Origin of the sequence: Shewanella sp. SM21 (genome assembly GCF_025654335.1) — a bacterium.
Lineage (GTDB): Bacteria > Pseudomonadota > Gammaproteobacteria > Enterobacterales > Shewanellaceae > Shewanella > Shewanella oncorhynchi.
In genome coordinates this window covers 219,710-243,400 of the sequence record NZ_JAKKRL010000009.1, presented here as the reverse complement: position 1 = coordinate 243,400, position 23,691 = coordinate 219,710, and the positions used below count along the sequence as shown (strand labels likewise).

The 23,691-nt window shown below is 44.7% G+C and carries 21 protein-coding genes; 12 read left to right on the top strand and 9 right to left on the bottom strand.

Translation table 11 applies throughout. The features are described 5' to 3' along the window. The first annotated feature begins 1 nt into the window (after nt 1). The 3 genes from L5L94_RS14305 to L5L94_RS14295 all read left to right on the top strand — a co-directional run bounded on the left by L5L94_RS14305 (nt 2) and on the right by L5L94_RS14295 (nt 1,947). A complete protein-coding gene (locus L5L94_RS14305) occupies nt 2-427 on the top strand; it encodes a hypothetical protein (protein WP_263163732.1) in 426 nt (141 codons plus the stop codon). Nucleotides 428-570: 143 nt separating this feature from the next. Continuing rightward, a complete protein-coding gene (locus L5L94_RS14300) occupies nt 571-1,449 on the top strand; it encodes a neutral zinc metallopeptidase (protein WP_131524218.1) in 879 nt (292 codons plus the stop codon). A gap of 51 nt (nt 1,450-1,500) precedes the next feature. Beyond that, on the top strand, nt 1,501-1,947 hold the full coding sequence (locus tag L5L94_RS14295; RefSeq protein WP_263148579.1) for an NUDIX hydrolase: 447 nt from the start codon (nt 1,501-1,503) through the stop codon (nt 1,945-1,947). 25 nt (nt 1,948-1,972) lie between these two features. Here the strand turns inward: L5L94_RS14295 and L5L94_RS14290 are convergent, their stop codons facing one another. Together L5L94_RS14290 and L5L94_RS14285 are read right to left on the bottom strand one after the other, a co-directional pair. After that, nucleotides 1,973-3,172: a class I SAM-dependent methyltransferase gene (locus tag L5L94_RS14290; RefSeq protein ID WP_263163730.1), complete on the bottom strand. Its 1,200-nt coding sequence runs from the start codon at nt 3,170-3,172 to the stop codon at nt 1,973-1,975. A 520-nt stretch (nt 3,173-3,692) separates the two neighbouring features. After that, nucleotides 3,693-4,802 carry a DUF3800 domain-containing protein gene (locus L5L94_RS14285; protein ID WP_263163728.1) on the bottom strand — a complete coding sequence of 370 codons (1,110 nt, stop codon included), beginning with the start codon at nt 4,800-4,802 and terminating at the stop codon, nt 3,693-3,695. Nucleotides 4,803-5,249: 447 nt separating this feature from the next. Between L5L94_RS14285 and uvrD the strand changes: the two genes are divergently transcribed. Next, nucleotides 5,250-7,418, top strand: coding sequence for a DNA helicase II (uvrD, locus tag L5L94_RS14280; protein WP_263163726.1), 2,169 nt, complete (start codon nt 5,250-5,252; stop codon nt 7,416-7,418). A 138-nt stretch (nt 7,419-7,556) separates the two neighbouring features. After that, on the top strand, nt 7,557-8,417 hold the full coding sequence (ubiA, locus tag L5L94_RS14275) for a 4-hydroxybenzoate octaprenyltransferase (RefSeq protein ID WP_263163724.1): 861 nt from the start codon (nt 7,557-7,559) through the stop codon (nt 8,415-8,417). 6 nt (nt 8,418-8,423) lie between these two features. Here ubiA and torT read toward each other — a convergent pair whose 3' ends face one another. After that, on the bottom strand, nt 8,424-9,497 hold the full coding sequence (gene torT / locus L5L94_RS14270) for a TMAO reductase system periplasmic protein TorT (RefSeq protein ID WP_263163722.1): 1,074 nt from the start codon (nt 9,495-9,497) through the stop codon (nt 8,424-8,426). Nucleotides 9,498-9,829: 332 nt separating this feature from the next. Between torT and L5L94_RS14265 the strand changes: the two genes are divergently transcribed. The 4 genes from L5L94_RS14265 (at nt 9,830) to L5L94_RS14250 (ending at nt 13,752) form a co-directional block, all read left to right on the top strand. Then, nucleotides 9,830-10,225, top strand: coding sequence for a VOC family protein (locus L5L94_RS14265; RefSeq protein WP_168827750.1), 396 nt, complete (start codon nt 9,830-9,832; stop codon nt 10,223-10,225). A gap of 34 nt (nt 10,226-10,259) precedes the next feature. Further along, on the top strand, nt 10,260-11,309 hold the full coding sequence (locus L5L94_RS14260) for an NAD(P)H-dependent flavin oxidoreductase (RefSeq protein ID WP_263163721.1): 1,050 nt from the start codon (nt 10,260-10,262) through the stop codon (nt 11,307-11,309). 220 nt (nt 11,310-11,529) lie between these two features. Beyond that, nucleotides 11,530-12,447, top strand: a complete 918-nt coding sequence (locus L5L94_RS14255; protein WP_263143154.1) for a TlpA family protein disulfide reductase — start codon at nt 11,530-11,532, stop codon at nt 12,445-12,447. A gap of 225 nt (nt 12,448-12,672) precedes the next feature. Then, a complete protein-coding gene (locus L5L94_RS14250; RefSeq protein ID WP_168827747.1) occupies nt 12,673-13,752 on the top strand; it encodes an AI-2E family transporter in 1,080 nt (359 codons plus the stop codon). A gap of 11 nt (nt 13,753-13,763) precedes the next feature. Here L5L94_RS14250 and L5L94_RS14245 read toward each other — a convergent pair whose 3' ends face one another. Both L5L94_RS14245 and L5L94_RS14240 read right to left on the bottom strand, forming a co-directional pair. Further along, nucleotides 13,764-14,051: a helix-hairpin-helix domain-containing protein gene (locus L5L94_RS14245; RefSeq protein ID WP_168827746.1), complete on the bottom strand. Its 288-nt coding sequence runs from the start codon at nt 14,049-14,051 to the stop codon at nt 13,764-13,766. Nucleotides 14,052-14,180: 129 nt separating this feature from the next. After that, on the bottom strand, nt 14,181-16,241 hold the full coding sequence (locus L5L94_RS14240) for a prolyl oligopeptidase family serine peptidase (protein ID WP_263163719.1): 2,061 nt from the start codon (nt 16,239-16,241) through the stop codon (nt 14,181-14,183). 159 nt (nt 16,242-16,400) lie between these two features. Here L5L94_RS14240 and L5L94_RS14235 point away from each other — a divergent pair, with 159 nt between their 5' ends. Next, nucleotides 16,401-16,919, top strand: a complete 519-nt coding sequence (locus L5L94_RS14235) for a DUF2975 domain-containing protein (RefSeq protein ID WP_063883683.1) — start codon at nt 16,401-16,403, stop codon at nt 16,917-16,919. Nucleotides 16,920-16,921: 2 nt separating this feature from the next. Further along, on the top strand, nt 16,922-17,140 hold the full coding sequence (locus tag L5L94_RS14230) for a helix-turn-helix domain-containing protein (protein ID WP_063883682.1): 219 nt from the start codon (nt 16,922-16,924) through the stop codon (nt 17,138-17,140). Between the two features lie 73 nt (nt 17,141-17,213). Here L5L94_RS14230 and L5L94_RS14225 read toward each other — a convergent pair whose 3' ends face one another. The 4 genes from L5L94_RS14225 to L5L94_RS14210 form a co-directional block, all read right to left on the bottom strand. Beyond that, a complete protein-coding gene (locus L5L94_RS14225; RefSeq protein WP_263163717.1) occupies nt 17,214-17,792 on the bottom strand; it encodes a nucleoside triphosphate pyrophosphohydrolase family protein in 579 nt (192 codons plus the stop codon). 174 nt (nt 17,793-17,966) lie between these two features. Then, complete coding sequence (locus tag L5L94_RS14220; RefSeq protein ID WP_263163715.1) at nt 17,967-18,551, bottom strand: TlpA family protein disulfide reductase; 585 nt, start codon at nt 18,549-18,551, stop codon at nt 17,967-17,969. Between the two features lie 17 nt (nt 18,552-18,568). Next, nucleotides 18,569-18,988, bottom strand: coding sequence for a cytochrome c-type biogenesis protein CcmH (locus L5L94_RS14215; protein ID WP_105250353.1), 420 nt, complete (start codon nt 18,986-18,988; stop codon nt 18,569-18,571). Continuing rightward, on the bottom strand, nt 18,988-21,072 hold the full coding sequence (locus L5L94_RS14210) for a heme lyase CcmF/NrfE family subunit (protein WP_263163713.1): 2,085 nt from the start codon (nt 21,070-21,072) through the stop codon (nt 18,988-18,990). The genes L5L94_RS14215 and L5L94_RS14210 overlap by 1 nt, the downstream gene beginning before the upstream one ends. A 549-nt stretch (nt 21,073-21,621) precedes the next feature. On the opposite strand from L5L94_RS14210, the gene sirA reads away from it, so the two are divergent. Next, entirely contained in the window at nt 21,622-23,685 is a 2,064-nt protein-coding gene (sirA, locus tag L5L94_RS14205) for a dissimilatory sulfite reductase SirA (protein WP_105250351.1), read from the top strand. The last annotated feature ends 6 nt before the right edge of the window (nt 23,686-23,691 follow it).

Sequence of the window (23,691 nt, the reverse complement as noted above, 5' to 3'; positions counted from 1 at the left end):
TATGAAAGGTGCGGGCGGAACACAGGGCGGGACGGGACAATTTTTTATGGGTCTTGCCATGATGTGTGGCGGATTTTATTTATTGTTCAATGCAATACAGGTGAGCTCTAGTTTTGGACTGGGCTATGGCTTATATCGAGTGAATGCCTTTGGGCAAGGCATGTCGATTACTACAGGCATGGTGATGCTGCCGTTTATTATCGGCATTGTTATGGTGTTTTTTGATGCTAAGAGTAAGTTAGCTTGGCTGCTGAGTTTAGGTTCGATAACTGCTCTGATTGTAGGGGTTATCAGCTCGATTCAATTCCACTTTAAATCTATGTCGGCCTTTGAACTTATCGTGATCCTCGTTTTGGCCTTTGGTGGTTTAGGGTTGTTTTTACGCTCACTGAAAGACGCGCCCACAAGCGATACACAGGCGAAATAATCACTAGACTCTTAATCACTAGGCTTTTAACCACTAGTCGCTAGAGTGCAAATACGAAATCAGAGCTGTGCATCTAAGCGGCTCAAATAGCGATTTAACGAACGGTTTAACGAGAGTTTTTAACTACTGAGTGAAGGAATGCGATGCGCTGGCGTGACACTGACAGAAGCTCCAATATCGAAGACAGACGCGGCCAGCAAATGGCATCTGCGGGTGTGCCGAGTGCCTTGTTACTCAGGTTCTTGCCCTTTTTGCTGAGAACTAAACTTGGTCGTGTGGTGTTGCTCATCGGCGGCATTTATATTGCTTTTCAGTATTTTACTGGTGGTCTGTCACTCGACCCAAATACTCAAGCTCATCTTAGCCAATCCCAATCTAGCTCAACAACAGCGGTACAGGATGAAAATGCCCAGTTTGTGGCGGCCATTTTAGGCACCACAGAAACCGTTTGGGGCCAGTTGCTCAAAGGGCAATATCGAGAGCCTAAGTTAGTGCTTTATCGCAATATGACCTCCACTGGCTGCGGTATGGGACAGGCGCAGTCTGGGCCTTTCTATTGCCCTGCCGATAGCAAAGTATATATCGATCTTAGCTTTCTTGATGAGCTTAAAACCTTAGGCGCGCCCGGTGATTTTGCCTTTGCCTATGTGATTGCCCACGAGGTGGGTCACCATGTGCAAAACCTGCTGGGCACGAGCACTAAGGTGCGCCAAGCCCAGCAATCTGGCAGTAAAGTGCAGGCGAATCAATTGAGTGTCGCACTTGAATTGCAGGCTGATTGCTACGCAGGGATTTGGGGGCATTATGTCAATCAACAACTTAACTTACTTGAAGCGGGCGATTTAGCGGAAGGCATTGCCGCCGCCAGTGCAGTGGGTGACGATCGTCTGCAAAAGATGGCGGGTCGCGCCGTACAGCCCGATGCTTTTACCCACGGCAGTTCGGCGCAGCGGGTGAAATGGTTTAAGACAGGGTTTGATTCGGGTAATCTCGCCAGTTGTAATACCTTTGCGGCTAAGTGATTTAGTCTGATATCTCAAATACGTACCGAACAGAAATGCAAGGATAACTGAGTGGCCTTTAACGATACCTTTAGATTGAGCAGCCACGCGGTTATCACTAATGCGCAGGGACAAGTACTGTTGCTTAAGGCCAATTATGGTAATTTTGCTTGGGGTTTGCCCGGTGGCGCACTCGAGCCCGGTGAAACGATTCACGAGGCCTTAGTGCGCGAATGCCAAGAGGAATTAGGCTTAAGTGTGCGGGTTAACTATTTGAGCGGCGTGTATTATCACAGCGCCTATCAATCCCAAGCCTTTATTTTTCGTTGTGAACTGTTGTTGCCTGATGGGCCTGAGGTGGCAAAAAATGTGGCAGAAGGTGAGCCATTGCCGATCCACTTAAGCCACGAACATTCAGAGTTTGCCTTCCACGATATCGACACCCTTAGCGCAGTTCAGCAGCAAAGAATTAAAGATTGCCTCAATTTCAACGGGGTTGTCATGAGCGCAAAGTTTTAATGCTTTGCCAGTAAACCGCCGGCCGTTAATCGGCTTGGGTTTGCGCGAGTAAGGTTTCTAAGCAGTGTTCCTTGATACCGTAATAGGCTTTAATGTCAGCTATTTGCGCGAGGATTGCGGCGCTGTCTTTCTGATTATGTTGTGGCTTTTTAACGGCCAAAATCATCTTATTTTTATTGGTATGTTCTAGGCTGATAAATTCAAACACCTTAGTCGCATAACCATTGGCTTCCAAAAATAGCGCACGTAATGAATCCGTCACCATTTCAGCCTGTTGGCCCATGTGCACCCCATATTGCAGCATAGGTTTGAACAACTCTGGGCTGTGCATCTGCGGGCGAATTTGTTTATGGCAGCAAGGTGAACACATGATGATGTCGGCATTGGCGCGAATGCCATAATGAATCGCATAGTCAGTGGCGATATCGCAGGCGTGAAGGGCGATCATCACATCGGTTTGCTTAGGCGCATGGGTTCTCACATCGCCGCAAACAAATGACAATCCTTGATGATCGAGCGTTGCCGCTGTTTCATTACATAAATCGGCCAAGGCTTGGCGTAATTCCACCCCAGTCACCTGCGCATCATTGTGAAGGCTGTGGCGCAGGTAATCATGGATTGCAAAGGTGAGATAACCTTTACCTGAACCAAAATCGACCACATTGATCGGTTGGTCATTCTTGTGGGGTGAGGCTTCGAGTGCTTGACTGAAAACCTCAATAAATTTATTGATTTGCTTCCATTTACGCGACATCGCAGGGATAAGATTATGTTGGCTGTCCGTCACCCCTAGCTTGGTCAGGAAGGGACGTTCGATATCCACAAAACGTTTTTTCTCACGGTCATGTTCTAACGGCGCAGCTACGGTTTGTTTAACGTTATGTGTGCTGATTTGGACTTTGCCTTTTTTGCTGATCTCAAGCTGAACTTCTGCCTGCGCCGTGGCTAAGTGGGCGCTCTTAAAATCGCTACCGAGTAACAGTTTTATGCTGGCTAACCCTTCGTCATAACTCAGGTTTTTTGTGATGTGATTCGTCTGATGCTGATACACAAACGATAGCACAGGTTCATTCTGCAAACTGATCGGTCGAATCGTAATGCGCTGCAGGCTTTTATCTGCCCCTCGGTACTTACTCAACAATAGTTTGATCAGACTATTCTTCGCCAAGCTGTCAGCCAAAAGCTGGTAAAAATCATCAAAAGAATTAAGCGCTGAATGGGACATGATTGTTTCCGAAAAAGTAACCAAGAAAAACAGGGTGAGTATTCTAACCGCGATCCGCCGCTACCTAAAGTTATTCTCATCGAGAAGGAGGGTTCAGTTTCGATGCATTACTATCTATTTCAGGTAGTCGTGTTAAGCACAGCCACTCCTGTTACAGTCCCAACTCTTGTTTGAATTATTTAATCAAAGTCAAAGTCGTGGGGTTTCACCCCACACCCGACCAAGGAGGACTGCTCGTCCTATCCTCCTTCCTATTTATAAACAATCAGCCATGACGCCCCCAACGGAGTTGAAAGCCCCTTGGGCTCATTGCCAAATTTGCTATCGCTTCCGAAGGATGCGTCCCTGCACCTGCGAAAGCTAGCTCGCCATCCATGGCGAGACTCACGCAATTTGTCATTTCGCCCTGCGGCAACTCCGAGGGGATGCGTATTCCGTCGATTTTTGAGTTGTCTGATTGGTCACTTAAAGCATTAAAGAGTTGTGGATGTTCTGTTTCACCATATTATGTGTTTTAGATCTATAGATTATGTTTTCTGAAAATGATTTGTTGTTTAGATTGTGGAATTACGAAGTTTACTCCTTGGGAGCGAATATTGTTATAGTTTGAGACTATTCTAGAAAATGATTCATGATATATTCTTGGGATTTCTGAATTTTTATATAACCAGCCATTTATATATCTGCTCATGAAGCCAGCTATAAGATCAGCGATTTGTATGCCCACATGCGACTTGGAATCTAAAAAGTCTAAATTTGCCTTTTTTGTAAAATCATAATCAGAGTTAAATACTGGAGGGCCATTGTAAGGTGTTGTTTTTTGTTCAATGATATTTTTAGAGTATAAAATTATACTTTCGAATTCATTTTGTAAATCATGATGGAGATTTACTTCGTTCATATTCTTGTTGTGAAGTTGATTTAGCCTAGCTAGAATATTAAAAACTGAATGTACATGGGGTAATATATTAATTTTCTGACCAGTTTTTGTTTTCTCGGGTATAGGTGAAAACTTCTCTATAGCAACGGTCTCGCCATATTTTTCTTTGGCTTCAAAATAGTCATCAATGGTTAAATTTATCGATTTTACCGTTAATTCTGCAAAATCTAATTCAGGTACTCTTTGAGAAAAAAAGTCTCGTGTTGTCTCCAAGGCAGCTATGATGCTAGTCTCGGATGGCTGGTTGCAAGCTGAAAAAAAAGCCAAGAAACACTCATCGGGCAAGTGATGTGTTATGTAGTCAGCGATACCATTTCTTATCAATTGTGCCATCCCATTCGACTCATCAGCCATGAGAGGGATGATATAGTAATTAACAATATGTGTTGCAAGGCAATATTTTTTATCAACAAGCTCAACTAGTATTGGATACTGTTTTTCATTTAAGTAAGCAAAGATGTCAGAGAATAGTTCTGGGCACTGAAAATATAGTGTTGATGACTTTAATTCGACATCGGAAATAGAATGTTTAATTCTTATATCAATAATGTCACTTTTTGTTTTTTCTACATCAAGTAGGCCGACACAAGCTAAAGTGAAAATTGGCTGATTGCCAAAATTGAGATCTAATTTTTTATTAATGAGATCACCAGAATTTCCACTTTCATCAAGATAATAATGATAATTCATGCCTATCCTTACACATAATGTCTTAGTATTTATGCGCTGCGCTGTTTGCAGGGCATAAATCGCTTGTTGGACTTGGTCGCTGCCACATCCATGTCAATTGGTATAAATGATGCTATAGGAATCTGCTATTTTGCGGTAGCGGTTTTTTATACAGTTTGATGGATAATCACTTGATATCGTTTTAGCTTTATCATCCTTTGCTGGCTAGCAGAGATACGCAAAGGTTAATAGGATTAAGCACTGTCATGGAAGTGACCGTTGACGGCATGGATGCCGTCGTCGAGCCCTCAGGGATGAGTTAATGGCGTGTCACTGGAATGACAGTGCTTAATCAATTTAGTCATTACAACATAAGTGCAAATCAAGGTGTGGCTCTTGTCTTGAGGATCAAGCGCGCAGGCGGGTTTTCTTCTGTTATAATGCCTCCTCGATTTTTTGGAGGCGAGAATGGACGTATCTTCTTTACTAGACGGCCTGAATGATAAGCAGCGCGAGGCTGTCGCGGCACCGCAATCTAGCATGTTAGTGTTGGCGGGCGCGGGCAGTGGTAAAACTCGGGTGTTGACCCACCGCATTGCGTGGCTGATGCAGGTTGAACAGCAGAGTCCTTACTCGATTCTTGCGGTGACGTTTACCAATAAAGCTGCGGCTGAGATGCGCGAGCGAGTTGAAAAAGTCGCTGGCACCAATATGGGCCGCATGTGGATTGGGACTTTCCACGGCTTGGCGCATCGCTTGTTACGCACTCACTTCCAAGATGCGGGTTTACCGCAAAGCTTCCAAATCCTCGATTCAGACGATCAAGTACGTTTGATCAAACGTATTCTTAAAAGCCTGAATTTGGATGAGAAACAATATCCTCCACGCCAAGCTCAGGGTTATATCAATGGTAAAAAAGACCAAGGATTACGTCCTAAACATATCGATGCGGGCGGTTTTCCGCTTGAGCAAAATCTGTTAAAAATCTATCAGGTTTACCAAGAGTCCTGTGACCGCGCGGGTTTAGTCGATTTTGCCGAAATCCTATTACGTGCCCATGAGTTATGGCTCAATAAACCGCACTTGTTGGCCCATTATCAAGACAGATTTAAGCATATTTTGGTGGACGAGTTCCAAGATACCAACGCGATCCAATATGCGTGGATCCGTGTGCTTGCTGGTCAAACTGCCAATGTGATGATAGTCGGTGATGACGACCAATCGATTTACGGTTGGCGTGGTGCTCAGGTTGAAAACCTACATCGATTCTTAAAAGATTTTCCGACGGCGACCACGATTCGCCTCGAACAAAACTATCGCTCGAAGGGCAATATTCTTAAAGCGTCCAACGCCTTAATCGCCAATAACCCAGAACGTATGGGCAAAGAGTTGTGGACGGATGAAGCCGATGGCGATCCGATTTCGCTCTATTGCGCCTTTAATGAAATGGACGAGGCGCGCTTTATCGTCGGTCGAATTAATGATTGGCACGAAAAGGGCGGCAACCTCAGTGATTGTGCGATTTTATATCGTTCTAACGCTCAATCGCGGGTATTGGAAGAAGCCTTATTACACAAAGGTTTAGCCTATCGTATCTACGGCGGTTTACGCTTCTTCGAACGCCAAGAAATTAAAGATGCCATGGGTTACCTGCGGCTAATTAATAACAAAGACGACGATGCTGCGTTTGAGCGTGTAGTTAACACGCCGCCCCGTGGCATTGGCGATCGTACTTTAGATATTTTGCGCTCCACCGCGCGCCAGCATGAGTTAACCCTGTGGCAGGCGAGTGTGCGTTTACTCGACGAGAAAGTGCTCGCGGGCCGCGCAGCAAATTCTGTGCGTGGTTTCATGGACTTAATCATGACATTGCGTGAAGACACCCAAGATATGGTGCTGTATCGCATGGCCGATACTGTGATCCAAGCGTCGGGCCTTAAGGCCATGTATGAAGCCGAAAAGGGTGAAAAAGCCCACGCTAGAATCGAAAACTTAGAAGAACTCGTCACGGCGGCGCGTACTTTTGAGCTGCCAGAAGAGCTGGAGGACATGGGTGAACTTAACGGTTTCCTGTCCCACGCGGCGCTCGAAGCGGGCGAAGGCCAAGCCGATGCCTTTACCGATGCGGTGCAGCTAATGACGCTGCACTCTGCCAAAGGGCTAGAGTTCACTATGGTGTTCATGGCGGGTGTCGAAGAAGGGATCTTTCCGAGTAAAATGGCGCTCGAAGAGGGCGATAGACTCGATGAAGAACGCCGTCTCTGCTATGTGGGCATGACCCGCGCCATGGAAAAACTCTACATAACCTATGCGGAATCGCGGCGCATTTATGGCCGCGAAGATTACGCTCGGCCGTCGCGTTTTATCAAAGAGATCCCGCCGCAATATGTGGATGAAATCCGTCTTAAGGCGCAGGTTTCAACGCCGATGGCGAATAATCGTTTCAGCGCCCCAAAATCGGCTGCGACAAACGATACCGGTTTTAACGTCGGCCAACGAGTCAATCACCCTAAATTTGGTGAAGGTAAAGTGACCAACTTTGAGGGCAGCGGTGCCCAAGGGCGAGTTCAAGTGAGCTTTACTGACTTTGGCAGCAAGTGGTTAGTGGTGGCTTACGCTCGGTTAGAGGCGCTTTAATACCAGCCCTGAACGCGATGAATGTCAGCTTTTTATGACACGCTTTTAGGGCGTAAATTCGCATCGGGAGAAGCATGGGTATATGATGCTAATCCTGAAACCGAGTGGAAATTTGAGGGTATTGGGAGTACCTAGTTAATGAATTTAAAGCAGAAGTGGGATGTGTATTCCCGTCTTACTCGAATCGACCGTCCCATAGGTACGCTATTGTTGATGTGGCCATGCTTGATGGCGTTGATGTTAGCGGCGGGTGGTATGCCCGATCTTAAGGTATTGGTTATCTTTATTATTGGCGTGGTGATCATGCGTGCCTGTGGCTGCATTATTAACGACTATGCCGATCGCGATCTCGACTCTTTTGTGGAACGTACTAAATCTCGGCCGCTGGCCAGTGGTGAAATCAGCACTAAAGAAGCCTTGATACTGTTCGTCGTTTTAGGTTTGTCTGCTTTTGGTTTAGTCTTATTACTCAATGGATTAGTGGTTAAATTATCCGTTGTTGGTATTATCCTCACTATCATTTATCCCTTCACTAAACGCATCACCAATATGCCGCAGATGTTTCTAGGCGTGGTGTGGAGTTGGTCTATCCCTATGGCTTACGCCGCGCAGACGGGTGAAGTACCTATCGAGGCTTGGTGGTTATTTGCGGCCAATTGGTTTTGGACTGTCGCCTACGATACCATGTATGCCATGGTCGATAGGGATGATGATTTAAAGGTGGGCATTAAATCCACTGCAATTTTGTTCGGTAAATATGACCGCCAAATCATAGGTTTATTTCAGCTTGCTGCGCTGGCTTGTTTTATCGCCGCCGGTTGGAGCGCCGATCGTGGTTTACTCTATGGCCTAGGTTTACTGACTTTTGTCGGTTTTAGTACTTACCAGCAAATGCTGATCTTTGATCGCGAACGAGCCCCTTGTTTTAAAGCGTTTCTCAATAACAATTGGGCAGGACTCGCATTATTTGTTGGGCTGGGCGCCGATTATTTAGTTTAGTGAGCATCATTTTTGCTGTGGTAGATCCTGATGGATCATCCACTGATTCTGTGGCGCTAATATTTGTTCTAAATCAATCTGGTGGATGTTGTCTTGGGAGATAACCTTGATAACTGGGCTCACTTTGTGGGGATAAGGCGCACCTTCGAGTGCGCGCACCGCCAGATCGATGGCAATCCGAGCCTGTAATACTGGTGAGTCGCTGACCGTCGCGAGTAACTGTTTTTTCTGCACTAATTCTATGGTCTGTGCATTCGAGTAGAACGCGATGACCTTTCCCGTTTTATTCCTACGCCCGTCTAAATAGCGCGCCGCGAAAGTGGCGGCAACTGCATTGGCGATCACATAATCTACACTTTGTTTAGTAAGCACTTTTCGCACTAAATCAGCTTGAATAAATAACTCCGTAGTGCCAAACCCTCCTTCAATTGTGTCGAACTCTTGTTTGGCTGCCGCCCGCCTAAATCCTTGTTCCGCCGCCATAACCCAAGAGGCGTCCTTAGGTCCAGGAAACCAAGCAACTTTAAGTTTCACTGGCGCTTTATCGACAGGGTCTCGTTGCTGCGATGCAATATACTCAATCGCCGCCGCAGACATATCTTCAAAGCTGACTAAGGAGCGACTCGTGAGTTTGTCGGTCGCGATACCATTCACTAAATCAATAACAGGAATGCCCGCAGCAGAGAGTTGTTCGATATCCGCAATCAGTCCATCAGCCGTATTCGCAGCAATAATATAGGCTTGAGCTTTGAGGGCTTGGCAAGCATAGAGTTGTTGTTTTTGTTGCTCAATATTGTCATATCCTCCAGCATCATAAATGCCGAGAGTTACACCTTGGCGTTCGGCTTCCTGCGATAACCCAAAGGCGACGCCCCACCAATATTGGTCTTTACCATGGGGAAGTAAGGCGCAGATCCGCCATGCTTTTTGGGCTTGAGTGAGTGGTGTGTATGCCGTTTTTTTGCCATCAGCAATCACATCGGCGGGATACCAAGTTGCCTGCACTGCAAAGGCGAAAATATAGAGGATTAAGGTGAGGCAAATCCTGAGGGAGTAAGCGAAGAATGCAGTAAAGTGCATAGGATCATCATGTTAAGTTAACAATAGATTAAGCATAGATGAATGATCCATAGTTGCTAAGTCGATGCTAAATAAAGCTGATTTATTCTTAATAACCAGTGTCATGAAGTGTTATGGCACTTTTATGATGGGCTGCAGAGTGGTTGAAATTGTAGGGTCGTCTTACATTAGCAGGCTTTACGCTTTGACTTGTTCACTGAATGCTTAAGTTTACATTTCACGCTAAAGGCTTAATTGCCACAGCTGGTTTTTGCCATAGTGCTTAGTCTATAGTCATTGGCTTATAGTGGTTTTTTATGATCAATTTCATGCTTAGGTAACAAGGAATCGTTATGTTTATTCCGTCAGGATTTGCACGGGTTAGCCCGTATATGATGATCGCTGATGCCGATAGTTTAGTGGTTTTTTTACAGCAAGCCTTTGATGCTAAAGCGCTACATATTTCCCGTCGGGCTGATGGCAAAATAGCTAATGCACAGATGCAAATCGGCGACTGTTTATTTATGTTGAGTGAGGCGAGTGAAGCTTTTCCGCCTATGCCCGCATCCTATTATTTATATGTGGAAAATGCCGATAAAACGGTGGCTCAGGCACTCTTCGCTGCGGGTGAATTAGTGATGGAAGTGGCGAATATGCCCTATGGCGATCGCCAAGGTGGAGTGCGGGATCCCGTGGGCAATCTGTGGTGGATCTCCCAGCGTTTAACCGCGGGGCCATATCAGGATTGAGCATCAAGTGATAACAAGTCAAAGGAGGTGATGTATGCCGTGCCAGTTAACCCGATTATTTGGAATCGAATTACCGATTATTCAAGCGCCGATGGCGGGTGTTCAGGGCAGTGCCTTAGCTATAGCTGTGTCGCAAGCGGGGGCGTTGGGATCTTTGCCCTGCGCCATGTTATCCCTCGAAGCCTTAGATACCGCCTTGACACATATTCGCACCCAGACGGCTAAGCCCATCAATGTAAACTTCTTTTGTCATTATGAACCTGAATCGCAAGCAGCGAAACAAGCCGCATGGCTTAATCAACTCGCGCCTTATTTTTCTGAGTTGGGTGTCAATCCTGATAGCCAAACCGTGGGGGCACAACGCGCGCCATATACCAGCACCCAGGCTGCAGTGTTAGCTAAATTTAAACCTGAGGTGGTGAGTTTTCATTTTGGCTTACCGAATGAAGATTTGTTGCTGGAGATAAAGTCTTGGGGTTCAAAAATCATTTCGACAGCGACAACTGTAGAAGAAGCACTATGGCTAGAAGCGCGTGGTGCGGATGCCATTATTGCGCAGGGTTTAGAGGCCGGAGGTCACAGGGGGCATTTTTTATCCGATGATTTAACCGAGCAGTTAGGCACTTTTAGTCTATTGCCGCAAATCATTGCCGCCGTTGATATTCCTGTTATTGCAGCGGGTGGCATAGTCGATGCAAAGACAGTGCGCGCCGCTATGGCGATGGGCGCTTCGGCGGTGCAAGTGGGGACGGCATACTTACTCTGTCCCGAATGCACCACCAGTGATATTCACCGTGCCGCCCTGCAAAGTGAGGCAGCACAGCATACGGCTCTGACTAACTTATTCACTGGTCGACCCGCCCGTGGAATTATGAATCGTTTTATGGCAGAGCTTGGCCCCATCAATAATGCCGCACCGGATTTTCCGCTCGCCTCAAGTGCCGTCGCAGTATTGCGAAGCGCCGCTGAACAACAAGGATTTGGTGATTTTAGCCCACTTTGGTGCGGCCAAAATGCAACAGGTTGTCAGGCGATTCCCGCCGCAGAGCTGACGAGGCAATTGGCGTTAGGTTTGATGGTCTAAGATATTGTTGAATAGGTTATTAATACTCATTGGTATGCTCATCAAGGCTTACATTTAATATGGCTAAATTAGCGGCTTGTTAGTTTATACTCGTCGTTTAAAGGTTGGTTGTTGGTGAGACTGCCGCTTCTTTTAAATTATGTTTTTCTGTACAAATGGCTGCAAATCACTCGCCCCATAGTCGTGGGTGCGAGTGTTCTATAGATTTAAGGAAAGCAATATGTTGTTACGTAAAATCATTGTTATGTGCCTTGCCGTTATGAGTTTTGCTACGTTTGCGGGCAATAAAGCCTATCAAGATATCGCACTTAAAACCTATCCAGATCAGCAGCAAGTGACTTTAGCCAGTGTTGCGGGTGACAAGCCGATATACCTAAAGTTTTGGGCGACCTGGTGCCAACCTTGTATGGAACAAATGCCGCATTTTGAAGCCCTGCAGAAGAAATATCAGGACAAGATTAATATCGTCGCGGTGAACATCAATATTAATGAAGAGCAACCTAAGATTGCTGACGTTATCGCGCGTTTCGGGCTCACTATGCCCGTGTGGTTGGATAATGAAGGCGAGCTGGGTGTGGCTTTAGGTTTGGTCGGTACACCCTATAGTGTATTAATCAATCGTGCTGGTGATGTGGTTTACACTAGCCATGAGTCTGATGCCAATTTAGATAAATTTATCGATATGTTGGCGAATGGCCAAGAGTTGACTGCGCAGACAACGGAGGCACCCAGTGCCGAACAAACAGCTAAGTTACTGAAACCTTGGGAACAAGGTGAGCATTTACTTTTTTTTACCGCAACATGGTGTGATTGGTATTTGGCTGATAGCCGCCCAGAAATGTCTAAAGAGTGTATTGCCGTTCAAAAAGGTTTAAATAATCTCGCGCAAAAAGTGCCTAATAAATCGTGGCACGGTGTGGTCAATCATTTGTGGACAGACAATAAAGCGCTCGAAGATTTTAAGCAGCTTTATCAAACTCAAGTCGATTTTAGTATCGATGAATTAGGTGTGTTATTTAATCATTTTAAAATCCGCAATATTCCTACTTTACTGTGGGTTAAGGATGGTAAAGTTATTCAGCGTATTACCGATTTTAGCCAGCCAGAGAAAGTAGTTGAGCAACTTTCGGCTCAATAAGCTCATTCCAAATGTTAGGCCTTTGATAGATATCCAAAGGCCTTTTGTCTTCAAAGATTGAATAGATACACAGCTCAATATTCGGTGTTAAAGTCATTGCCCATGGGAAGCACTGCGCAATAAACTGATTCGTAGAACGAGTTGGTTAAGCGTTAACCTTGTTTGGTGTAATGCAGAGTGTTTTCCATTTTATCGTTGAATTTTATTGTGGGGGGTTTTAGCACTATGACGCCGATTTTCAGTAATGCCGCTATTGGTCGTAGTTTGTTGGTTTTGCTCTTGTGTGCTGGCGTATTCTTTTTTATCGATTTTTTAGTGCCCGCCTTAGCTGCATTGATTGTGTGTTTTTCAAGTTGGCCTCTCTATCAAAAACTATTGGCAAAATGCGGTGGTCGCTCGGCGTTGGCGGCAACTATTGCCCTGTGTTGTATTGTGCTCGGGCTGATTATTCCGCTGGTGTTTGTATTTTCCTATGCGTTACAAGAGATTAGAACTTGGGTTGATTGGTTGGTGTTTACTAACCAACATGGTTCGCCTGTGCCCTTGTGGATCAAAGACTTGCCTTGGATGGGCGAATGGTTAACCCTGCAATGGCAGCAGTTTATTGGTGAACCCCATGAATTAGGCCAAATTATCAGTGCCATTAGTGGCCAGAATTTGAGTGGCATTTCCCGTTGGGTGCTGCAATTGGGTTGGAATACTTTAGGGTTGTTATTGACCTTACTTTTTATGCTGATCACTTTGTTTTTCCTCTATAAAGATGGTCCGCAAGTGGCTAAACAGTTGGATATCGTGGGTGAGCGAGTGCTGCCTGCTCGCTGGCATAGTTTTTCTCGTGTGGTGCCTGCAACAGTCAGTTCTACCGTGATAGGTATGACGCTTATCGCAATTGGTGAGGGTATAGTGCTGGGGATTGCCTATTGGATTGCGGGAGTACCTTCGGCCGTGGCTTTTGGGGTGTTAACCGCCTTTATGGCCTTGGTTCCCGGGGGGGCGCCAACCATGTTTACCTTGATTTCACTCTATCTTGTCGGCACAGGCGATATGACGGCGGGGGTCGGCTTGTTTCTTTGGGGCAGCATAGAGCTGTTTATTGTCGATAAAACCCTGCGGCCCAATCTTGTCGGTGGGCCGATTAAATTGCCTTTCTTACCGACTTTTTTCGGTCTGATCGGCGGCGTAAAAACCATGGGTTTTGTCGGTTTGTTTGTTGGTCCAGTATTGATGGCCCTGCTGGTGGCCATTTGGCGGGAATGGTTAAGGGAAGAGCCCGAAACGATAATGGGTAAACAGGAGGATAAATAGTCGCTAAAGCTTCATTTCTCTAAGGTATTTTTGCGCTCATCGGTGTAAAACCACCAAGGTTTAGGATCTTCACCTGCCATAAAACGGGTGATGGAGATAAACACATCGAGCATACAGGGGTCGTGTCTCTGACCCGTTTTGTCACACAGCGTTTGATACAGCTCGTAGGGGTTTCTATCTAACAGCTGCTCAGGCTTATCTATGCCAAGCAAACGTAAATCCGCCGCACAGGCTTTGCCAATATTCGGTAAATCAGTTAATTGCTTAACCTCGGCACGCACGACTTTTGCTGGATTCATTTTTATCTCTTGGGGTGTAGTCATACTTGATAGATTAGTCTATTGGCCCACAGTTAACCGCGTTAACCTGTTAAGATATTTCGCCTTCCTTGGCAAAATCGGTGTTGCACTTCTAACGCTTTATTAAGGTTACAGTTTTTCTATATCAACATTTAAGCTATTAAGATGTTCAAGCAAAGCTGGATTGACATTATTATCCACTTTTCCGCCTAAGTACTTACCAAAGAAACGTTCAGTCGCAATTATCGAGGCGAGCTTGTTCGCACGTTTGATAAATCCATGACCTTCATCTTTGGCGAGTAAGTATTCAAGGGGTAACGATTTTTGGTACATCTTTTTCGCAATATTATCTGATTCAACTTGAGTCACTCGCGGATCATTCGCTCCTTGGATAAGCATCAGCGGTGCTTTTATGTTATCGACAAAATTAATTGGGGAGCGGTTCTCCATATCTTGTTTTTGTTCAGGAATTAACGGGTCTCCCACTGATTCAAACCATTGACCTAAATAGGGGCGCCAGTAATCGGGGAACGACGCCATTAGCGTGACTAAGCTTGACGGCCCCACATAGGCGATCACTGCTTGGTAAAGATCTGGGGTAAAAGTCGCGCCGGATAAAGCCGCATAACCACCGTAAGATGCGCCAAAGATCCCCAAGCGATTTTTATCCGCAATCCCTTGTTCGACCAAGTAATTTGCACCATCAGTCAGGTCATCTTGCATACTGCCAGTGCCCCAATTGTTATTGCCTAAGTTGAGGAAGTGTTTGCCAAATCCTGTCGATGCGCGAAAGTTTGGCTGTAATACGGCATAACCACGGTTGGCATAGAACTGAGCAATCGCATGGAAGTAACCAGAGTCTAGCGCCCAGTAGTCCCGAGCCCAAGGGCCGCCATGGGGCAGAATGATGGTGGGTAAATTGTGCTGGTTTCCCTTTGGTAATGTCAAATAAGCCTGAATTTTTACACCATCCCTTGCGGTATAGACTAGGGATTGTCTGGGTGATAACAGTTCTGGTTGTATGCTTGGAGGAATATCTGCGAGTAAGTGGATATCACCATTAATGGCATTGTATTGGTAATCTAAGCTCGATGCCCTATCGCTCGCGACGTTGATCTGCCAGAGATTATTTTTCTCGTTACGTTCGGTAATGGTTATTTCAACATCTTGATTAAAATGCCTATTGATCACATCCCAGTGCTTAGCAAACTCAGTATCAAGTGGATAGGTTCTTAAGCGCCCGCCGTAATAGGAAATGGCTAAAGGTTCACCAGCATCGTTAAACAATACCTGATAAACATCCGCTTCATCCTTAGGATCTTTATGTAAGGTTTCATATTTTCCCGTCATAAGATCAACTTTGAGCAGTTGTTGTTTATCCCGCTCACCGATGTTGGCACTGATATAGGCGAGTTTTTTCGCATCGTTTACTTTTAAGATATCAATGCTTTCACCCTTAGCTGTGTGGATTATTTTACGCCAAGTGCCATCAATGAGTGTGTAGAGGCTATAGCTGTTATCTAGATTGGTGCTACTGCCAATAACGGGATGCCCTTGTTTGTTAAACTTCATTTGCACCAAGTTTAAGTGGTTTTCAAAAATAGGCGTTAGCTTGCCATCATGGGTGTTGAGCCAATAGATATCCATCCGACTCGATTCATCGTGGTTCGCCATCACAACCAGCTGCTCAGGGTTATCCTTAGGCTGTTCCATGACGCTGTATTTCACCTTGTCATTGTGCGTCAGTTGCTGCTCTTTTGGCTCTATTTTGCCTTGGGGAGTTTCAAAGCTGAGTTTAAAAATTTGGGTGTTTTCATTTCCCCCTTTATCTTTCATAAAAAAGAGTTCGTTACTGTTTGATGACCATTCAAATTCTTTAATAGGTTCAATGGACTGCGTTAAGAGTGTCGCACTTGCAAGATCGCTTTTATCCGCTATTACATAAATATTGCTCGCACCTTGGTATTCCTTTGTGAAGGCTAACCATTTACCGTCGGCGGACATTTTTAAATGGTGAATATTTTGCTCATTGAAAAAATCTTCGATGGGAATGAGCGGCACTTGGGCTTGCTGGCTGTTAAGCCTATCCGTATTGGCTTTTTGCTCAGTGGTTGAGGTTGAACAGCTTGCGAGTAGCATAGCGGCAATAGCAGCACTGCATAACTGGCTTGTGAAGGAGGATAATCGCATTGTTGTAACCTTGAGGTTGTTAGAAGTGACATCATGTTAATACGAAAATTAATTATCGTAAAACAATAAAATTTTATTTCTTTGCAATATATTTTACCGAACGAGTATACTAGCCAAGGTTAAAGAGCACTGGGATTGGATTAAATTTAGGATTGAGTGATGAATAAAAACATAGAAAAGTTAATAAAAATCAGTGCATTTTTCCGGTGGGTGATTTTGTTGGCCGCTACGATTGTGGTGGTGTATCTGGGTTATAGCTACTTAGTCCATGATGAGATACGTTTTGGATCGAATAATGGATTGTTCCAAGCGCTATGGGTATCGCCTGATGCGAGTCAAACCCTGTTGCTGTTAATGTTAAGTCCATTGTTTATCACGTTTTTACTGGGTGTTTATTGGCTGCAAAAATTATTAGCCTACTATCAAGACGGCTTGTTTTTTAGCGACGAAAGTATGCATTGTTATCTGTGGTTGGTTTGGCTTAAGGTTGCCGCCTTAGTGATAGAGATACTGCAAACCTTAGGCGTAGGTTACTATCACAAGTCGCTTTTTGAGGATACCCGTATCGACTTGGCGCTCGATTTTGGCAATATCACCACGATTTTATTGATGTTGCTGATTGTTTATTTGCTTAAAGCTGCCCGAGATTTTGAGGCAGAAAACAAAGAGTTTGTGTAATTTTGGACATTATCGTTAATTTAGACGTCATGATGGCGATACGGAAGGTGAGTTCTAAGGAGCTTGCCAAAGCGGTTGGCATTACCGAAGCGAATTTATCCCTGCTAAAACGTGGCAAGGTGAAAGGCGTGCGTTTTGAAACACTGGCGAGTATTTGTGAGTACCTGTCGTGCCAGCCTGGGGATATTTTAGAATATCGTAAGAGTGATACATCGGACTGAGTTCTGCCGTTTTAGCCTTGTTCAACACATCCTAGGACGCACTTAGTTAAGTGCTATCCTAGGCTTGCCGTGGTTAGGCTTTAACCAGTGTTGTCAGATCCGCTGGGCGATAGTAAACCGATTTTAGTACCTTACCTTGGCGAACCACTTTACCTGCCATTTCCACATCTTTAGCGCATTTGGCTATGATGAAATCACCTTGCTGACTACCGACAATTTCAACACCTTGCTTGGCATAGAAGGCAATGGTCTCGGCTAGTTCTTGCTCGTTACGGCACACTTTACTCATATTGCTCGAATGCACTTCATCCCAGCAGGCGATAAAGTCGATTTCACGGTTTTTAGCCACGCATAGCAACAAGTCAATCAGGTAACTGATTTCGAGTCTGTCGGTCATGGCTTGTGCGCCTAAATGCACTAAACGCCCCATTAACACATACACAGAATCGACGATGGCATCGGCCTGTTCGATACGGCTATCGGCTTCGGCAAGTTCAGTTAACTCCTCAATAATCAGTGAAGTATGTAAGGTATCGGCCTTGTCATCTAAAGAATCAACATCATTAACTGGCAAGTCGAAGGTGCTACGAAACTCACTGATATCACGATATAAGTGGTCATAAATAGGTTGAGTTAAGCGGGTGAGTTTCATCTGATTTGCCTTGAAATAAAGAGTTTGGCGGCAATTTTAAAGAAATGCGTCGCAGAATACAAAGATGGGGTAGAGATAAAAATACCCGCAGCCAAATAGGCGGCAGCGGGTTTCGGTAAATTTTGGCGGATGACCGAATGGAGAAATATATTGTGAGCCTGTGTTATTTGGTGATTATTGGCCGTATTTGGCAATCAGTTGATCAAGATAAGGGCCAACGTCTTTATCAGCCCAATCGAGATATCCCCGCACAAAACCGACAAGATTACCTTTAGCATCAAAAATATAACTGGCGGGTACGACATTCGCGGGAATGATTTGTTCTATGTTTTGCTCCGGGTCAAGCCAAGTGGCATAGCCGCTAAAGCCATGTTGGTTAAGAAAAGGGCGTACATCTTTAGATTCTTCATCGATAGAGATTGGAATGATGGCGATATTCTTCCCTTGATACTGCTGCTTAAGCTTGTGGAGTTCTGGAATTTCCCTTAAACAGGGGGCGCACCAGGTTGCCCAAAGATTGACTAAAACCAATTTTCCTTGGTGCTGTTTTAGGGTTTGGGTTTGTCCTGATTCATCAATAAAGGGAACTTCTGGTACGCCGCGTGCGTGCTGCATTTCTATAAAACCAGTCATCACAAGGGGCTTAGGAAGGGGCTCTCCTGTACTGTAGAGTTTATTGTCTAGTGAGTGGGCTGAGCTGCTATTAGAAAACAGACCCAAACACACGAGTAGAACAAAGGGAAAATAGTGTAATTTCATCTGGTTATCCTTTACTTTTAAATAGTCGTTTGTGTTTTTCTACGGGTTACCAATGCGAGACACAACCCAACACCAAGCACTAATAACAGCAGTGGCCCAAACCAAAGTGCGAAGGTGGAGGCTTTAAATTCAGGTTGATAACGGATTTTTTGACCATAGCGTTGCACCATAAAATCGATAATCTCATCTTGGCTTTGCCCCTGTTCCAGCATCGAGAATATTTGTGCTTTGAGCTCGTGGGCGATTGGCGCCTGTGATTCAAATAGGCTCTGATTCGTCGCCATAGGGCAACGCAGCACTTTACTGATATCTATTGCCTGTTGCTGGTAGGAAAGGCTTGATATGGGCTGAGCTTGCGCGACGGATAAGCATGGGATCCCTATCCCACATAAGGTGATAGGGAGCAGTAAGACTAAAAAGCGCAATATTGGATTCATTAGCCAAGTGTCTCCTGTGGTTTGTGATGGGATAGGTTAACTAAGGTTGTTAAATCAGCTTGATAGCTAAAATGGCGAGTAGGCCAAGCGGCAATCATCCCACCTAGCATCATTAATATGGCGCCCAGCCAGATCCAACTCGCAAGGGGTTTATAGCTGATGCGGATAAGATATTCGCTGTCACTTAATTGCAGCCCCATAGACACATAAATATCCCGCCATAATCCATGATCGATACCCGCGTGGGACATTTCCATCCCATTGCTTTTAAAGGTTTGGCGTTGCGGCCTAACGTAACCGAGGATCACTTCATCATTCGCACCATCGCGGATACTGATATTGGCTTGGATTGCCGTAAAGCTATTGGTTTCGACATTCTCAGTGCTTTCATACACTAAGATATAACCCGCCAACGGTTTACCTTGGTCAGGGCCCATTCTGAGGAGGGCTTCCTGTTCAAAAAAGGAGACGGATGTTGCACCAATAATAGTGATAGCCACCCCAAAGTGGGCGAATAGCATGGCTATAAACCCTTGTTTTGATGATTTAACGGGAGGATTTAAGCCGTGCTCATTGTGGTTTTGGGTTAATTGCCGGGCATATATTCGTCTACCTAATCCCGAGGCTGCCAATATCGTGAGCAATAAACACACTAGCAACCAAAGTGCTGCGGCAGTGCCAAGGAGTAAAAATAAGCTACTGCCCGAGGCGGCCTGTAAGCTTACCCAGCCTGCGACGGCTAATATCACTAGGCTAGGAATGAGCAGGGAAGTAATACGAGTCCTTGAGGCATTTTGCCATTGCACTAAGGGCGCAATGCCCATTAACAGGACAAGCAAGAAAGTGAGGGGGACAAATATAGCGTTGAAATAAGGGGCCCCCACTGAAAGTGTACCTAAATCGAGCAGCTCATAGATCAAAGGGTAAAATGTACCGAGTAATACGGAAAACCCTGCTACGACTAAGATAACGATCCCGAGCAGTAACAGCGTTTCTTTACTGAAAAGCGCGAAAGTCACATCCTGTTTTAAATGATGCGCTTTGAGCGCAAAAATCAGTAACCCAGCACCAACAAAAATCACTAATAAGCAGAGGATTGACATGCCACGGGTCGGATCGGCGGCAAAGGCATGTACCGATTGCACTATGCCGGAGCGCACCAAAAAGCTACCGAGTAAACTGAGTGAGAATGCCAATAAGCACAGCAGTAAAGTCGTGAGTTTAAAGCCATGAGTACGTTGAGTGAGAATGAGGGAATGCACTAATGCTGTTGCCACAAGCCAAGGAATAAAGGAGGCGTTTTCTACCGGATCCCAAAACCACCAACCACCCCAACCCAGTTCGTTATAGGCCCACCAAGATCCAAAGGCATTGCCGCCCGTTAGAAACACCCACGCTAATAATACCCAAGGTCGTAAATAGTTAATTTGACGAGTATTAAAACCACCACCGAGCAGTGATGCTAACGCTGCAGCAAAGCAAACTGTGAGGCCAACATAACCAAGAAAGAGCATGGGCGGATGCAGCACTAGCCCTATGTCTTGCAAAATGGGGTTAAGATCTCGCCCTTCAATCGGAATGTTAGGTAATAAGCGGGCAAAGGGATTAGAGGTAAAGAGTAAAAATAAGTTAAAACCAAGGATCACTAATGCCAAAATGGCCAACAGCCTCGCAAAATATAGGGCGTCTTGGTATTTATCGCTGGCCTTATCTTGAGTGCAATCCGCCATTTTTATGCGATAACTGATGATCGCGCCCCAAAGGGCAATCGCAAATATCCAAAACAGCATTGACCCTTCGTGGCTGCCCCAAACTGCGGCCACTTTATAACCCAATGCTAATTGGCTATTCGAGTGGTTTGCGACATAAGCAACAGAAAAATCATCAGTAATAAAGCAATAAATTAAGCAAAGAAGTGAAACAAATACTGAGGTAAATATGGCTCTAAAGAGTATCGGGCTTAATCCCACCAGATAGGCATTATTCTGCTTAACACCGATTAAGGTCAGTGCTGCAGAAAATAATGCCAATACGCTACTGATGATCAGTAATATATGTCCAATTTCTGGAAGCATAGTTGTCATTTATTATGCCTTAGAATAATGTGGTCGCGGTAATATAGTGTTTACAGTTGGCTATTTTACCCGTGTGATTTTTACATGCTGATTTTTATTAAGTTCGCTCAGAAACTTGAGTTATTTTCTTGTGATTTTAAATTTACATATAAGACCTTATTGGGAAAAGTCACTTTAATCACAAGGTTTAATCACTGTTGATTTTAAGATTAGTCGAGTTTCGCATTTAATAATGTGATCTTATCCGTTATTAAATCATTCCTTTTTACGCTTGATGTTTTTTGAAAAGTAAAACGCATTTTTAGTTTTTTTTATAACTGAAATGTGCTTTTTAACTTCTAAAAAATAAATGACATTAATTTTGTAAGTTATTGTATTTAAATTGTTTTAATTGATTTTATTCATCTTGATTTATCAGCGGGAATTTAGTGTGCTCTAGCTCTGATTTTTAATGGTTTTTTGCCTCCACCATGCTGTAACTGGTCAATTGTTTATGTCTTTCAGTGAGCAGTTAGGTTCAGTAGAAAATAAAAAACTAATGATAATTAGGAGTGAATGATGAAACGATGGAAATCCAAAATAGCACTCAGCGTGCTGTTTTGTTTAGGTACTATCGTCAGTGTGGCCGGAATAGCATCCGATGCTAAACCGGGCGAGGTAAAGCCTGGCTATGGTAATAAACAACAGAGTGCGGAAGCTCAGGGAATTATGGCTAATCCCGATCTAACACTAGAATCCCGTGGTGTAAGAACACTGCAGGATTATATTGTTCAGGAAAAAGAGTTGTTTGATTTTCTTTTTGAAAATCATCCGGTATTTAAATATGCCGAGCAAGGTCGTTTAAAAGGAACCTATAAGGTCAGTGACCGTGGTGAAGAATACTTACACGGTGGTGATAGCCAAAAATATAGCCAACATCAAGAGGGCAATCGCCCTATGGCATTGCAATATCGCCTCGGTGCCAAGTCGATTTTGGATTTCCCAAATAAGTTTGTTGGTCCTGAAAAATGTGGTGAGTGCCACGGCCCACAATATGAAAAGTGGAAACGTTCACGCCATTCAAAAACCTTACGTTTTCCGGGGAGTCATCCCGAAGTCGATAACGATTTAAACAAAACCATGTATGGCACTAAGGATACTTCTATCCTGCCAGACGGCATTACCCCTGATGCAATTTATGCGACGGTGGGAACACCAAGAACCAAATACGGCTTTATCGATAGCTACTTAGTACGCGGTACTTTCCATGTGAAAGACGGTTTACTCAAAGATGGTACTGGCACTATGGTCGCCGGTGGTAACCAATTCTCCCGTGGTTGGGCTGAATGGTTAACCCCTGAAATGGCGAAGAAAATTCAGAAAGTTATTCCTGAATTTCCAACTAAAATGGAAGATTTTGGCGCGAGTGGTTCACACCAATGGGGTATGAGCTCCTATGGTGCTAAATACGAGAAGGAATTCTTATTCCAACCTGCGAGCTCCTATTGCGAAATGTGCCACACCTTTAAGTTTGATTTTAAAACTAAAGATGAGTTTTTTGCAGCCCTTGGTAATCCTAAAGAGCTCCAAAAACATACAGTGTCACTCGGTATTACCTGTGAAGAGTGTCATGGCGCAGGTGGTCATTTAGACGGCGGTATCGGTGGTGGTATGCCTTCTAACTGTGAGCGTTGTCACCAGCGTTTTAACTTCGTAGAAGAACTTGCGCAAACCCCACAGGGTAAAGAAAAACTGGAATATGCCTTTAACGTGAAGATGAAATCTTCGTGCCCATCTTGTGGTACAGAAGGTTCGCAAATGTTTGCCTCGTCTCACTACGATAAGGGTATGCGTTGTTCTACCTGTCATGATCCACACGAAGTGACTGATGGTGATTGGAAATCCGGTATTACTAAACCAAAACTCATCAAAGAATGTACCGATTGCCATACGGCACAGGCTGAAATTGCGAGTAATACCAAAACCCACAGTAAACAAACTTGTCAAAGCTGTCATATGCCAAACATGGGTAGTTGTGAAAACTTCACCGCGATCCAGTTCCCTGATATGGCCGGTTTCGACAACGTTCGTAAGTCGCACATGTGGAAAATCGATGTTGATCCATTGCGTAAGACACTTAACCCACCTGAAGGTAAGTCTCGCGACTCATCCACTAAGGGCTGGACTGTGGCGAAGGACGAAAATGGCCATAACTACCTCGATCTCATGTGGACCTGTGCTCGTACTTCCGCTTCTGATCACGATGTAGTGGATAATAAAGGTTGCCATAGCCAATTCCAATCTAAGTTGGGTGAGGGTCTGCACTTTAAAGATCAACAGCAAATCTACGGCAAAGTTCAGAAGTGGCAAAAACCAGTGAAAGAAACCTATGCCAAAGTAGAAAAAGCCCTTATTAGCATCGATAAGTCGCCCAATATGGCGAAGTTATCGGTAGAAGATAAGACGCAAGTGCTGTTGTTGACCGATAAAGCTCAAGATGTCCTCAAGCTGATTAAAGCCGATGGTTCATGGGGTGTTCATGGTGCGCGTTACTCACAAAAACGCTTAGATGCCGCCTTGACCTATGTGACCCAAGCCCAAGCCATTATTGATGGTAATGCGCTGAGTGCGAAGAAAATATAGTTTAAC

What these genes read in the sequence shown, in the direction of transcription:
- L5L94_RS14220 (WP_263163715.1), bottom strand. Translation starts at nt 18,551, where the DNA reads ATGAAATTACACTATTTTCCCTTTGTTCTACTCGTGTGTTTGGGTCTG.
- L5L94_RS14235 (WP_063883683.1), top strand. Translation starts at nt 16,401, where the DNA reads ATGAATAAAAACATAGAAAAGTTAATAAAAATCAGTGCATTTTTCCGG.
- L5L94_RS14210 (WP_263163713.1), bottom strand. Translation starts at nt 21,072, where the DNA reads ATGACAACTATGCTTCCAGAAATTGGACATATATTACTGATCATCAGT.
- torT (WP_263163722.1), bottom strand. Translation starts at nt 9,497, where the DNA reads ATGCACTTTACTGCATTCTTCGCTTACTCCCTCAGGATTTGCCTCACC.
- uvrD (WP_263163726.1), top strand. Translation starts at nt 5,250, where the DNA reads ATGGACGTATCTTCTTTACTAGACGGCCTGAATGATAAGCAGCGCGAG.
- L5L94_RS14285 (WP_263163728.1), bottom strand. Translation starts at nt 4,802, where the DNA reads ATGAATTATCATTATTATCTTGATGAAAGTGGAAATTCTGGTGATCTC.
- L5L94_RS14305 (WP_263163732.1), top strand. Translation starts at nt 2, where the DNA reads ATGAAAGGTGCGGGCGGAACACAGGGCGGGACGGGACAATTTTTTATG.
- L5L94_RS14215 (WP_105250353.1), bottom strand. Translation starts at nt 18,988, where the DNA reads ATGAATCCAATATTGCGCTTTTTAGTCTTACTGCTCCCTATCACCTTA.
- L5L94_RS14265 (WP_168827750.1), top strand. Translation starts at nt 9,830, where the DNA reads ATGTTTATTCCGTCAGGATTTGCACGGGTTAGCCCGTATATGATGATC.
- sirA (WP_105250351.1), top strand. Translation starts at nt 21,622, where the DNA reads ATGAAACGATGGAAATCCAAAATAGCACTCAGCGTGCTGTTTTGTTTA.
- L5L94_RS14225 (WP_263163717.1), bottom strand. Translation starts at nt 17,792, where the DNA reads ATGAAACTCACCCGCTTAACTCAACCTATTTATGACCACTTATATCGT.
- L5L94_RS14255 (WP_263143154.1), top strand. Translation starts at nt 11,530, where the DNA reads ATGTTGTTACGTAAAATCATTGTTATGTGCCTTGCCGTTATGAGTTTT.
- L5L94_RS14260 (WP_263163721.1), top strand. Translation starts at nt 10,260, where the DNA reads ATGCCGTGCCAGTTAACCCGATTATTTGGAATCGAATTACCGATTATT.
- L5L94_RS14250 (WP_168827747.1), top strand. Translation starts at nt 12,673, where the DNA reads ATGACGCCGATTTTCAGTAATGCCGCTATTGGTCGTAGTTTGTTGGTT.
- L5L94_RS14245 (WP_168827746.1), bottom strand. Translation starts at nt 14,051, where the DNA reads ATGAATCCAGCAAAAGTCGTGCGTGCCGAGGTTAAGCAATTAACTGAT.
- L5L94_RS14240 (WP_263163719.1), bottom strand. Translation starts at nt 16,241, where the DNA reads ATGCGATTATCCTCCTTCACAAGCCAGTTATGCAGTGCTGCTATTGCC.
- L5L94_RS14290 (WP_263163730.1), bottom strand. Translation starts at nt 3,172, where the DNA reads ATGTCCCATTCAGCGCTTAATTCTTTTGATGATTTTTACCAGCTTTTG.
- L5L94_RS14300 (WP_131524218.1), top strand. Translation starts at nt 571, where the DNA reads ATGCGCTGGCGTGACACTGACAGAAGCTCCAATATCGAAGACAGACGC.
- ubiA (WP_263163724.1), top strand. Translation starts at nt 7,557, where the DNA reads ATGAATTTAAAGCAGAAGTGGGATGTGTATTCCCGTCTTACTCGAATC.